This window comes from Nocardioides pelophilus, assembly GCF_014180685.1.
Lineage (GTDB): Bacteria > Actinomycetota > Actinomycetes > Propionibacteriales > Nocardioidaceae > Nocardioides > Nocardioides pelophilus.
The window spans coordinates 17465-29972 of sequence record NZ_JACEHF010000013.1; the positions used below are offsets into that span (position 1 = coordinate 17465).

The 12508-nt window shown below is 70.1% G+C and carries 12 protein-coding genes; 5 read left to right on the forward strand and 7 right to left on the reverse strand.

What is annotated here, in order from left to right; translation table 11 throughout:
* Positions 1–15 precede the first annotated feature (15 nt).
* The 4 genes from H0488_RS04705 to H0488_RS04720 are packed head-to-tail and all read right to left on the reverse strand — an operon-like array spanning position 16 to position 4105.
* The gene (locus H0488_RS04705) at positions 16–834 is read right to left on the reverse strand and encodes an enoyl-CoA hydratase (protein ID WP_183098130.1); all 819 of its coding nucleotides are present in this window, start codon (positions 832–834) and stop codon (positions 16–18) included.
* Positions 834–1997, reverse strand: a complete 1164-nt coding sequence (locus H0488_RS04710; RefSeq protein ID WP_183098131.1) for a thiolase family protein — start codon at positions 1995–1997, stop codon at positions 834–836. The genes H0488_RS04705 and H0488_RS04710 overlap by 1 nt, the downstream gene beginning before the upstream one ends.
* The gene (locus H0488_RS04715; protein WP_183098132.1) at positions 1997–3064 is read right to left on the reverse strand and encodes a thiolase family protein; all 1068 of its coding nucleotides are present in this window, start codon (positions 3062–3064) and stop codon (positions 1997–1999) included. The genes H0488_RS04710 and H0488_RS04715 overlap by 1 nt, the downstream gene beginning before the upstream one ends.
* 18 nt (positions 3065–3082) lie before the next feature.
* A complete protein-coding gene (locus H0488_RS04720; protein ID WP_183098133.1) occupies positions 3083–4105 on the reverse strand; it encodes a Zn-ribbon domain-containing OB-fold protein in 1023 nt (340 codons plus the stop codon).
* 46 nt (positions 4106–4151) lie between these two features.
* On the opposite strand from H0488_RS04720, the gene H0488_RS04725 reads away from it, so the two are divergent.
* The 3 genes from H0488_RS04725 (at position 4152) to fadD8 (ending at position 7317) form a co-directional block, all read left to right on the forward strand.
* Entirely contained in the window at positions 4152–5204 is a 1053-nt protein-coding gene (locus H0488_RS04725) for an LLM class F420-dependent oxidoreductase (protein ID WP_376768452.1), read from the forward strand.
* Between the two features lie 31 nt (positions 5205–5235).
* Positions 5236–5619, forward strand: coding sequence for a hypothetical protein (locus tag H0488_RS04730; RefSeq protein WP_183098135.1), 384 nt, complete (start codon positions 5236–5238; stop codon positions 5617–5619).
* Positions 5620–5703: 84 nt separating this feature from the next.
* Positions 5704–7317, forward strand: coding sequence for a fatty-acid--CoA ligase FadD8 (gene fadD8 / locus H0488_RS04735; RefSeq protein WP_183098136.1), 1614 nt, complete (start codon positions 5704–5706; stop codon positions 7315–7317).
* A gap of 9 nt (positions 7318–7326) precedes the next feature.
* On the opposite strand, the gene H0488_RS04740 is transcribed toward fadD8, so the two are convergent.
* The 3 genes from H0488_RS04740 to H0488_RS04750 all read right to left on the reverse strand — a co-directional run bounded on the left by H0488_RS04740 (position 7327) and on the right by H0488_RS04750 (position 9683).
* Positions 7327–8025 carry a hypothetical protein gene (locus H0488_RS04740; protein WP_183098137.1) on the reverse strand — a complete coding sequence of 233 codons (699 nt, stop codon included), beginning with the start codon at positions 8023–8025 and terminating at the stop codon, positions 7327–7329.
* Positions 8026–8143: 118 nt separating this feature from the next.
* A complete protein-coding gene (locus H0488_RS04745; protein WP_183098138.1) occupies positions 8144–8848 on the reverse strand; it encodes a type III secretion system chaperone family protein in 705 nt (234 codons plus the stop codon).
* A 19-nt stretch (positions 8849–8867) separates the two neighbouring features.
* Complete coding sequence (locus H0488_RS04750) at positions 8868–9683, reverse strand: crotonase/enoyl-CoA hydratase family protein (protein WP_183098139.1); 816 nt, start codon at positions 9681–9683, stop codon at positions 8868–8870.
* 47 nt (positions 9684–9730) lie between these two features.
* On the opposite strand from H0488_RS04750, the gene H0488_RS04755 reads away from it, so the two are divergent.
* Positions 9731–11401, forward strand: a complete 1671-nt coding sequence (locus H0488_RS04755) for an acyl-CoA synthetase (RefSeq protein WP_183098140.1) — start codon at positions 9731–9733, stop codon at positions 11399–11401.
* Positions 11401–12507, forward strand: coding sequence for an NAD(P)H-dependent flavin oxidoreductase (locus H0488_RS04760; RefSeq protein ID WP_183098141.1), 1107 nt, complete (start codon positions 11401–11403; stop codon positions 12505–12507). The genes H0488_RS04755 and H0488_RS04760 overlap by 1 nt, the downstream gene beginning before the upstream one ends.
* Position 12508: the final 1 nt, after the last annotated feature.

Below are 12508 nucleotides of genomic sequence, written 5' to 3' on the forward strand. Positions count from 1 at the left end.
TACGGCGGTCGGGGGTCAGTCCTTGAACCGTGGGTCGCGCTTCTCCTTGCGCGCGTCGATGGCTTCCTCGAAGTTCTTCGTGAGCAGGCGCACGAGCAGCTGACCCACGCCCTCGGCGTGCATGTGCTGCTCGAGGCTGGCGGCGTCGAGGCTGTCCTGCAGGGTGCGCTTCGTGAGCTCCACGCCCGGTCGGCTCCACCGGGTGATCGACGCCGCCGTCTCGAGCGCGCTGTCGAGGAGCTGGTCGTCCGGGACCACCCGCGAGACCAGTCCGATGGTCGCGGCCTCCGAGGCATCGACGTCGCGCCCGGTCAGCATGATCTCCGCGGCCCGCGACGAGCCGATGGCGCGGGGGAGCAGGTAGCTCAGGCCGAGCTCGCTGGCGGTCAGGCCGTTGTTGATGCCCGCCGCGCGGAAGTACGCCGACTCGGCCGCGACCCGCACGTCACAGGCGAGCGCGAGGCACAGCCCGCCGCCGATGGCCGGTCCGTTGACCGCCGCGATGACCGGCTGGTGCAGGCGTCGGAGCGTCACGATGATGTCGTCGAGCAGCTCCATCGCGCGCAGCGCGATGGTCACGCCGGTGAGGCCGTCGATGTTCGGCATCCGGCCCTTCTCGCCGCTCTGGTCCGCTCCGGAGCAGAACCCGCGTCCGGCGCCGGTCAGCACGACCACGCGTACCTCGTTGTCGTCACTCAGCCGGCGCAGCTCGTCGCGGAACGGCACCATGACGTCGAACGACATGGAGTTCATCCGCTCCGGCCGGTTGAGCGTGACGACCGCGACGTCGTCGCGTCGCTCGACCGTGACGAAGTCGTCGCGCTCGCCCGTCATCAGTTGGACGGCTTCTCGGAGCCGACCACCCACATCGCGAAGAACTGCGACCCGCCGCCGTACGCGTGGCCCAGCGCCCGTCGGGCACCCTCCACCTGGTGCTCACCCGCCGCGCCGCGGACCTGGAGCGCCGCCTCGCCGAACCGCAGCATCCCGGAGGCGCCGATCGGGTTGGACGACAGCACGCCGCCGCTCATGTTGATCGGCAGCTTGCCGCCGATCGCCGTCTCGCCCGCCTCGGTGAGCTTCCAGCCCTCGCCCTCGGGCATGAACCCGAGGTTCTCGATCCACATCGGCTCGAACCACGAGAAGGGCACGTAGATCTCCGCGCAGTCGATCTCCTCGAGCGGGTTGGTGATGCCGGCCTGCTTCCAGAGCGCGGCCGCCGCGTCGCGGCCGGCCTGCGGGTTGACCTGGTCGCGCTCGGCGGCGGTCGTCGCCTCCGAGCGCATGACCGTGCCGTGGATCCATGCCGGGTTGGGGGACGACGCGGCGGTCTGCTCGTCCACGATCACCAGGGCGCACGCGCCGTCGCTCGACGGGCAGGTCTCGTCGTACCGGATCGGGTCCCACAGCATCTGGGACGCCAGCACCGACTCGACGGTCGTGCCCTCGTTGTGCAGATGGGCGTAGGGGTTCTTCAGCGCGTTGTTGCGGTCCTTGGCCGCCACGATCGCGCCGATGTGCGTCGGGGCGCCGGAGCGGCGGATGTAGGAGCGGACGTGGGGCGCGAAGTAGCCGCCGGCGCCGGCGTGCACCGGCATGTTGAACGGCAGCGGCACCGACAGCGCCCACATCGCGTTCGACTCGGACTGCTTCTCGTAGGCGACGGTGAGCACGCGCTTGTGGACGCCTGCCTGCACCAGGGAGGACGCGACGATCGCGGTCGAACCGCCCACCGAGCCGGCGGTGTGCACCCGCAGCAACGGCTTGCCCGCTGCGCCGAGCGCTTCGGCCAGGAACAGCTCGGGCATCATCACGCCCTCGAACAGGTCCGGGGCCTTGCCGACCACGATCGCGTCGATGTCGTCGAGCGTCATGTTCGCGTCGGCGAGGGCGCGATCGATCGCCTCCCGGCAGAGGCCCGCCATCGAGACGTCCTCGCGCTTGGCGCGGTGGTGCGTCTGGCCGATGCCGACGATCGCGGCAGGTTGCTTGCCCATCAGTTCCCTGCTCCTTCGGTAGCGGCGTCGAGTGTGCACACCAGGTTCTGCTGCAGCGCCGGCCCGGAGGTGGCGTGAGCCAGCACCTTGCTGGCCTCGCCCGACCAGATCCGGGTGGCGGCCTCGCCGACCCGGATGCCGCCGGCGGAGAACATCGGGTTGCTGGTCAGCGCCCCGCCGGACGGGTTGACCGCGACGTCGTCCGCCAGCCCGAGCTCGCGGCGCAGGATCAGCTCCTGGTGGCTGAACGGTGCGTGCAGCTCGGCGACCTCGACCCCGTCGAGGTCGAGCGCCGCGCCGGCCCGCTGCGCGGAGGGCGACCTGGTCAGGTCGCGGACTCCCATGCCCATCGGGTCGACGTTGTGGGCGATCCCGGTCAGCCAGGCGGGGCGGTCGCGTACCTCGCGAGCGCGGTCGCCTGCGGCGAGCACGAGGGCGGCCACCCCGTCCGTCACCGGCGCGCAGTCGTGCTTGCGGAGCGGGTCGGCGTACATCGGGCGGGCGAGCAGCTCGTCGACGGAGGAGCCGCCCTTCCGGATGGCGTACTCGTTCTTCTCGGCGTCGGTCAGCGACCGGTTGGCCACCTCGGCCATCGCGCGCTCGTCCCACAGGCCGGCGTCGATGCCGGTGCGGGCCTGGAGACCGGCCAGGGACACGGTGTCGGGCCACAGCGGCGTCATCGTGTAGGGCTCCAGCTGGAGCGCGAGGGTACGACGGAGCACGCCGGCCGAGCTCTTGCCGAAGGCGTACACCAGGGCCGTGTCGACCTCGCCGGTCTGGATCTTGATCCAGGCCTCGTACATGGCCCAGGCGAGGTCCATCTCGACGTGCGACTCGTTGACCGGCGGGATGACGCCGATCGCGTCCACCGCCTGGACGAACGAGAACGAGCGGCCGGCGAGGTAGTCGGACGAGCCGGAGCACCAGAACCCGACGTCCTTGCGGGTCCACCCCGTCTGCTCGTAGAGCTCCTTGAACACCGGGACGAGCAGCTCGACGCAGGTCGGCGACCCGTCGAACTCAGGCATCTGTCGCTGGGCGAACCCGACGACGGCGACGTCACGCATCTGACTTGTGCTCCCGTCTCAGAGGTGTTGCTTGTAGGTGTCGAACTCGGCGTCCGGCTCGCCGGTGGGCGCGAAGTGGTCGATGTTCTCCAGCGAGAACGTCCACTCGTCCCTCGGCTTCCAGACGGCCTTGACCCGCATGCCCATCCGGACCTCGTCGGCGGGGACGCCGAGGATCAGGTGCAGGACCGCGATGTCGGCCCCGTCGAGGAGCACGTAGGCCGAGACGTACGGCGGAGTGATCTTCTGCCCGAGGAACGGCACGTTCACGATGCAGAAGGTCGTCACCGTGCCGGTCTGCGACAGCTCGACCTCCTCCTCGGTGGGAGTGCCGTCGGCGGGGCAGGCGCTCCGCGGCGGGATGTAGACCTTCTGGCAGGTCGGGCAGCGCTGGCCCATGATGCGACCCTCGTTGAGTCCGCGGTAGAAGAGCGACTCCTCCGGGGAAGCGGCGTAGTCGTAGTCGAGCGATACCCGGGTGACCACGCCGGTGACGGGGGCCGCAGGCACGTCACCGGATCTCGACTGCTCCGTCGCAGCCTCGTTCCTCGGCTGCGGTCGCGCTCGATCTGGCCCGCCAGCGCCGCCCTCGACTTCGTCGAGTGCGGCGACGGGCTCAAAGCAGGCGATGTCGTTGATGTGGCCCGTGCGTTCGGCGGCCCACCGGACGCGGACCCGCATGCCGGTGGTGACCTCGTCGGGCGACGACACGTCGAGCGCGTGGAGGAACGGGACGTCGGCGCCGTCGAGGGTGACGAGTGCGAACGCGAACGGCCGGTCGAACGGCTGGTCCTTGACCGGCTCGGGCACCCAGGTCCACGACGTGACGGTCCCGACGGAGGAGACCTCGACGAAGTCGGTGGTCGGCTCGTGGGTCACCGGGTCGAACTCGAGGGGCGGCACCACGACCGCACCGGCGGACGTCCGGCCGCCGACGACGTGGCCGTCGCGCAGACCGGTGAGGAACCGACCGATGACGGGTCCGGTGGAACGGGTGTAATCGAAGGCGACCGTCACGGGCGCCTGCAGGGTCCGACTCATGGGCGAAAGTGAAACACGTTCTAGTTTCGGCTTCAAGTACGGCATGATGTGTCTCATGAAGCTGGGACTGCAGTTGGGCTATTGGGGAGCGCAGCCGCCGCAGGGCGTTGCGGAGCTGGTGGCGGCCGCGGAGGACGCCGGGTTCGACGCCGTGTTCACCGCCGAGGCGTGGGGGAGTGACGCGTTCACGCCGCTGGCCTGGTGGGGGCGCGAGACGTCCCGACTACGGCTCGGGACCTCGATCGTGCAGATGTCCGGCCGTACGCCGACCTCGATCGCGATGCACGCGCTGACCCTCGACCACCTCAGCGGTGGGCGCGTCATCCTCGGCATGGGCGTGAGCGGACCGCAGGTCGTCGAGGGGTGGTACGGCCAGCCGTTCTCCAAGCCGCTCGCCCGCACCCGCGAGGTGGTCGAGATCATCCGCAAGGTGCTGGCCCGCGAGGGCGCCGTGACCAACGACGGCCCGCACTACCCGCTGCCGTACCACGGCCCGGGCTCGGTCGGCCTCGGCAAGCCGCTGAAGCCGATCGTCCACCCGCTGCGCGCCGACCTGCCGATCTGGCTCGGGGCCGAGGGCCCGAAGAACGTCGCCCAGACCGCAGAGATCGCCGACGGCTGGATCCCGATCTTCTACACGCCGAAGAGCGCCGGCATGTACCAACCGTGGCTGGACGAGGGCTTCGCGCGGGAGGGTGCGCGCCGTACCCGCGCCGACTTCGAGATCGCCGCCACCTGTCACCTGCAGGTCACCACGAGCGAGGACGAGCGGCGCGGAGTCATCGAGGCCCTCAAGCCCGTCATCGCGCTCTACATGGGCGGCATGGGCGCGAAGGACCAGAACTTCCACAAGAACGTCTTCGAGCGGATGGGGTACGCCGCCATCACCGACCAGGTTCAGGAGCTGTTCCTGGCGCAGAAGCGCGAGGAGGCGACGGCGCTCATCCCTGACGAGCTGGTCGAGGAGATGCACATCATCGGCGACGCGGCGTACGTCAAGGACCGGGTCGCGGCGTGGGAGGAGACCGGCGTGACCACGCTGCTCCTGAGCTGCCGCAGCGCCGACGAGGTCCGGCAGGTGGCCGAGCTGCTCGGCTGACGGCGTCGGCGGCAGCGTCTACCTTGTGGGGATGATGCGGCCGCCGCATGAGAACGTCGCCACGGTGCTGGTGGACCCGAGGGTGCTCGAGGACCTCGAGCTCGAGCTGATGGAGCTCGACCTGCGGGTGTGGCCGGTCGCCACCGCACCGATCAGCGCCGACGGGCCGCGCCAGGCGTTCCAGGTCCGGCGCACCCTCCTCATGCGCCAGCGCGGGGCGTGGGACCTCGCCGCTGGGTGGACGCCGGTGTGGATCAGCTTCGGTGAGAGCTGGTACGACGGCGCCGAGCCGCTGCCGTGGACGGCCCACCAGACCCTCTGGCGCGCGCTCGAGGCCCACGGCGCCCACGTGCGCTACCAGCGGCGCCTCGGGGGAGTCCCGCCGCTGCAGGTGCCGCTGGAAGCAACGGGGTGACGGTTGCTCAGAACTAGAACAAGTTCTATATTTCGTGGCACACGCTCGTTCCCTCGCGTGTTCCTCGATAACCGAAAGACGGAGATGGACGACACCCTGCGGATCGGCGCCCACAACGGTCACCTGATGGTGGCTGCCCTCAAACGGCACAAGGACCGGCCGGTGATCCACCTGGGCGACGTGACCCTGACCGGTGGCCAGGTCGCGGAGCGGATCAGCCAGTACGTGCAGGGGTTCGAGTCGCTCGGGGCCGGTACCGGTGCGCCCGGAGCGCTGCTGGCACTGAACCGGCCGGAGGTGCTCTTCATCCTCGGCGCCGGCCAGACCCAGGGCTACCAGCGCACGTCGCTGCACCCGCTCGGCTCGGCCGACGACCACGCCTACGTCATCAACGACGCAGGCATCACGACGCTGATCATCGACCCGTACTTCGCCGACCGGGCGGTCGAGCTGCTCGGCAAGTGCCCCGGCCTCAAGCAGGTGCTGACGATCGGCCCCGTGCCGGAGTCGCTGGCTGCCGTGGGCTCGGACCTCACCGCGGTGGCGGCGACCTTCGACCCGCAGCCGTTGCACGCCCGCACCCTGCCGCCCGACCACATCGTGTCGCTCGTCTACACCGGCGGCACGACCGGCAAGCCCAAGGGCGTCATCGGCACCGTGCAGGCGATGAACACGATGAGCCAGATCCAGCTGGCCGAGTGGGAGTGGCCGGAGAACCCGCGCTTCCTCATGTGCACGCCGCTGTCGCACGCCGGGGCGGCGTTCTTCGTGCCCACCGTGATCAAGGGCGGCACCCTCTTCGTCTCCGCCCGGTTCGACCCGGCCGAGGTGCTGGCGACGATCGAGGAGAAGAAGATCAACTCGCTCATGGTCGTCCCGACGATGCTGTACGCGCTGATGGACCACCCGGACTCGCACACCCGCGACCTGTCCTCGCTCGAGACCGTCTACTACGGCGCGTCCGCGATCAACCCGGTCCGGCTCAAGGAGGCGATCGAGCGGTTCGGCCCGATCTTCGCCCAGTACTACGGCCAGTCCGAGGCGCCGATGGCGATCACCTACTTCCCGAAGGGCGACCACGTCGACGCCGACGGGAAGCCGTACGAGAAGCGGCTGACCTCGTGCGGTCGACCCGCCGCGTTCCTGCGCGCAGCCCTCCTCGGCGAGGACGGCCAGCCGGTGCCGCAGGGCGAGCCGGGCGAGATCTGCGTGGCCGGCCCGCTGCTCGCGGGTGGCTACTGGCAGCTGCCCGAGCAGACCGCCGAGACGTTCCGCGACGGCTGGATGCACACCGGCGACGTGGCCCGCGAGGACGAGGACGGCTTCTGGTACATCGTCGACCGCACCAAGGACATGATCGTCACCGGCGGCTTCAACGTGTTCCCGCGTGAGGTCGAGGACGTCGTCGCCGAGCACCCGATGGTCGCGCAGGTCGGCGTCATCGGCACGCCGCACGAGAAGTTCGGCGAGGCGGTCACCGCGATCGTCGTACTGCGTCCCGACGCGGCGCGCGACGAGGAGTCGATCGCGCGGATGACCGACGAGATCAAGACCTCGGTCAAGGAGCGCAAGGGGTCGGTGCACGTCCCGAAGGACGTCATCGTCGCCGACGCGCTGCCCCTCACTGCACTCGGCAAGCCGGACAAGAAGGCGCTGCGGGCGCAGTACTGGGAGGGCCAGGGCCGCACCGTCGGCTGACGGCGCCGGTCAGCCTGTAGCCGGCCCGGCTGCGACCTCGCGGAGCACGGTGTCGACGAGCGCATCGAGCAGGGGGAGGACGTGCTCCAGGTTCGCGAGCCAGTGCCGCACGTCGTGGCGCTGATCGATGAGCAGGAGGACGTCACCATCGATGGCGAAGGCCAGTCCCGGCCACGGGCGCAGCAGGTCGACGACCTGACGCTGGAGCCGGTCGGCGAAGGCGGGCGCGCTCGACACGACCCGGTAGCCGGGGTCGACCGGGAGGCACTCGACCACCGGCTCCCCACGCGGGAGCCGCCGCCGTCGCTTCCAGTCGAGCAGGAGCTGGCGCCCCTCGACCGGTAGCACCCGGGTTGCGGGCAGGACTGCGCCCACCGGGCTGAGGCCCAGCACGGTGAAGAACGCCTCGTCGTCGGTGCTGGAGTCGAGCGCGTGGAACGTGAAGAGCAGCAGGGTCCGTCCGCGGTGGCTCCCACGCACGACGTTCCGGTACCAGCGGGAGCCTGCCCGGTCGAACGGCGGGTGGTCGAGCATCGACCCGAGCCGGCGGTCCCGCGCGCGGAAGGCAAGGCCGCGGGCCTGCGCCAGCGCGGCCAGGTCGCCGGTCGAGGACCGCTGCTGGAGCCACGGGCGGATGAAGAGGTACACCCACACCAGTCCCGCGCACACCACCGCTGCACTCGCCAGGAACCCAAGAACGTCGCCCACCGCGGCACGCTCTCACGGAGCGGCGCGGTGCGCACGGGAACGGAGGAACTGTCCTTCGACGGCCAGACCGCCGGGCAGGTGCGGAGGGCGCGGAGGTAGGACGGGATGGCCCCGGGCGCTAACGCGGCTCCTCGCCCAGCAGCCGGGACCGCACGTCGTCGGGGATCCGGTCGAGCACCGCGTCGATGAAGTGGAGCTTGGCCTCGACCTCGGGGATCGAGTGCTGGCCGGCGCGGATGATCAGCATCGAGTCGCCCTCGAGCCGCCAGGCGAGGTCGCGGTGGTGCATCAGCACCTCCACCACGCCGGGGCCGAGCAGGTCGAGCGCGAACTCCCGCGAGGGCGAGGTGACCGTGAACGCCTTGTCGAACCCGTCGTTGCCGACCCGGACGTCGCGGCCCGTGATCGCGTTGACCAGCGTGCCGAAGAGGTCGGTCGGCCCGACCGCCAGCCCTGGCGTCGTCAGCCCGAGGTCGACCGCGAGCACCGAGTACGGGTGATGGGTCGCGCTGGTGATGCTCTTGTTGTTCGCCGGCGTCGTGTAGTCGTAGTCGAACGCCACGAAGTCCCGGCCGTCGTGCCGGCCGCGCACCACGTTGGTCGCGCTTCGGTCGTCGCCCAGCCCGAACGGCGCTCCCGGGAACCGTGTCACGAGGGCGGGGTCGCTGGTCGCGAAGGACCACTCCCGCTGCGCGGCGCCGGCAGCGACCGACGCGCGGCGCTCCTCGAGCTCCCGCTGGGCCACCGCCGCGCGGCGGCGCATCACCAGGAGGGCGGTGACGGTCAGGGAGAAGAACGCTCCCAGCGCGATCAGGGTGACCACGCTGGGGAACGTACCGCGGCTAGCGGCCCTTGAACTGCGGCTCGCGCTTCTCCATGAACGCCCGCGGGCCCTCCTTGGCGTCCTCGGAGGCGAACACGGCGGCGCCGACCTTGGCGTCGTCGGCCCAGCAGTCGTCCTCGTGCTTGCCCTCGGAGTCGCGCATCGTCTTGAGGATCGCCTGCACGGCGAGCGGCCCGTTGGCCGCGATCATGTCGGCGATCTCGTGCGCCTTCGCCAGCGCCTGGCCGTCCGGCACGACGTGACCGATCAGGCCGAGCTCCTTGGCCTCGGGGGCGGTGACCCGGCGGCCGGTCAGCAGCAGCTCGGCGGCGACGGTGTAGGGGATCTGGCGGGGGAGCCGTACGGCGGAGCCACCCATCGGGTAGAGGCTCCAGCGCGCCTCGGACACCCCGAACTTGGCCGACTCGCCGGCGACCCGGATGTCGGTGCCCTGGAGGATCTCGGTGCCGCCCGCGATGGCCGGCCCCTCGACCGCGGCGATCAGCGGCTTGATGAGCCGGAAGCCCTTGAGCAGCCCCTTGATCACCGACGGGTCGTACTCGCCGGACTCGAAGCTCTCCGTGGGCGGCTTCTTGTTCATGGACTTGAGGTCGGCGCCGGCGCAGAACGCGCCGCCCGCGCCGGTCAGGATGCAGACCCGCACCTCGGGGTCGGAGTTCACCCGGTCCCAGGCCTCTTCCATGATCGCGAGCATCTCGCCCGAGAGCGCGTTGCGGACCTCCGGGCGGTTCATGGTGACCACCAGGGTGTGGCCGACCAGCTCGACGAGACAGTGCGGTGCGGTGTCGGTTGCCGGGGAATCGGTGGTCGTCATACGAACCACGCTAGCGAAAAAGTGAAACGTGTTCTAGTCTCGGGGTTGTGGCCTTGAACATCGCCGACCTCTTCGAACACGCCGTCGACGTCGCCCCCTCGGACCGACCCGCCGTCAAGGTGGGTGAGCGCACGATCACCTACGCAGAGCTGGAATCCGAGAGCAACAAGCTCGCGCACTTCCTTGCCTCGCGCGGGATCGGCACGGGTGACCACGTCGGTCTCTACGCCAAGAACAGCATCGAGCACGTGATCGCCCTGCTGGCGATCCTCAAGGTGCGGGCAGTAGCGATCAACGTGAACTACCGCTACGTCGCCGGCGAGCTCGACTACATCTTCGACAACGCCGACCTCAAGGGTCTGGTGCACGACCGGGTCTACAGCGACCTCGTGGCCGAGGTGGCTCCGAAGCACGAGCTGCTGACGACCTTCGTGGTGCTGCCGGACCCGATCGAGCCCGACGACGCGAGCGACTTCTCGTCGTACGGCGGCGTGCTGCTCGACGACGCGATCGCCGGCCAGAGCGACGCCCGTGACTTCGGTGAGCGCAGCGCGGACGACATCCACATCATCTACACCGGGGGCACCACCGGCTACCCGAAGGGCGTCATGTGGCGGCACGAGGACTTCTGGCGGGTGCTGGGCGGCGGGATCGACTTCACCACCGGCGAGCCGCTCACCGAGTTCGACCAGTCCAAGAAGGCCGCCGAGCCGGGACTGATCACCTTCCCGCTCAGCCCGCTCATGCACGGCGGAGCGCAGGCCAGCCTCCTGATGCACCTCTTCGCCGGCCAGCTCACCATCCTCGAGCCGAAGTTCGACCCGGTGCGGACCTGGGAGATCGTCGATCGCGAGCAGGCGCACATGATGTTCATGACCGGCGACGCGATGGCGCGGCCGCTGATCGAGGCCTACGAGGCCAGCCAAGGAACCGAGCACAGCTTCAGCGGACAGTCCCTCTTCGCGATCGCCAGCAGCGCCGCCGTCTTCAGCAAGGCGGTCAAGGAGCGCTGGATGGCGCAGTTCCCCAACGCGATCTTCACCGACTCGGTCGGCTCCTCCGAGACCGGCTTCCAGGGCACCGGCATGCAGGACGCGAGCGCCCTGTCCACCGACGGCCCGGTCGTGTCGATCGGACCGAACACCGCGGTCATCTCCGACGAGGGCCACGTCCTCGACCCGGTGGCCGACGTCGGCAAGGTGGGACGCACGGCGCGCTCGGGCAACGTCCCGGTCGGCTACTACAAGGACCCCGAGAAGTCGGCGAAGACGTTCTACGAGATCGACGGCGTGCGCTACTCGGTGCCGGGCGACTTCGCCCGGATCGAGGAGGGCAACCGGATCACGCTGCTCGGCCGCGGCTCGAACTGCGTCAACACCGGTGGCGAGAAGGTCTACCCCGAGGAGGTCGAGATGGCCATCAAGGGACACCCGGCCGTCTACGACGTCCTGGTCGTCGGTCTGCCGGACGAGAAGTACGGCCAGACCGTGGCCGCCGTCGTCCAGCCCCGGGAGGGCCAGAAGGTCGAGCTCGAGGACCTGCGGACCTTCCTCCGGGCGCACCTGTCCGGCTACAAGCTGCCGCGCGTCCTCACCCTCGTCGACGAGATCCCGCGCAACGCCACCGGCAAGGCGCAGTACCCCGCTGCCAAGGAGATGGCGATCAGCGCCCAGTCCGCCGGCACCGCCCAAACCGCGAGCAACGGAGCAAACGCCTGATGCACACCGCCCTGTGCGATGCCTTCGGCATCGAGTACCCCATCTTCGCCTTCACCCCGTCCGAGCACGTCGCCGCCGCGGTGTCCCGCGCCGGCGGGCTCGGCGTCCTCGGGTGCGTCCGCTTCAACGACGTGGACGAGCTCGAGAAGACGCTGACGTGGATGGACGAGAACACCGACGGCAAGCCGTACGGCGTCGACGTGGTCATGCCGATGAAGATCCCCACCGAAGGCACCTCGACCGACCTGTCGACGTACATCCCCGGTGAGCACAAGAAGTGGGTCGACGAGACCCTGCTCAAGCTCGGCGTGCCGCCGTTGCCGGAGGGCGAGGGCCGGGAGGGAGTCCTCGGCTGGCTGCACTCGATGGCGCGATCGCACGTCGACGTCGCGCTGCAGCACCGGCCGGTGCTGATCGCCAACGCGCTCGGCACCCCGCCGAACGACGTGATCGAGCAGTGCCACGCGGCCGGCCTCAAGGTCGCCGCACTGGCCGGAGCGCCGAAGCACGCCGTGAGCCACGTCGCCAACGGGGTCGACATCATCGTCGCCCAGGGCTACGAGGCAGGCGGCCACACCGGCGAGATCGCCTCGATGGTGCTCACGCCGGACATCGTCGACGCGGTCGGACCCGACGTGCCCGTGCTCGGCGCCGGTGGCATCGGCTCGGGCCGGCAGATCGCGGCCTCGCTCGCGCTCGGCGCCCAGGGCGTCTGGACCGGCTCGATCTGGCTCGGCACCGAGGAGTACCGCAACCTCGCCGGCAACAAGGGCTGGGAGACCGCGTTCCTGCGGGCCACGTCGTCCGACACCGTGCGCACCCGGATCTACACCGGCAAGCCGGCCCGGCTGCTCAAGACCAAGTGGACCGAGGCCTGGGCGGAGGAGGACGCGCCCGCGCCGCTGCCGATGCCGCTGCAGAACCTGCTCGTCGCCGACGCGCACAACCGGATCAACGCCTCCGGCGACCCCGACGTGATCTCGATGCCGATCGGCCAGATCGTCGGCCGGATGAACGAGGTCCGCCCGGTGGCCGAGGTGATGGCCGACCTGGTTGCGGAGTTCGAGGCAACGGTCAAGAAGCTCGACGGCATCGCCCAGATCTGAC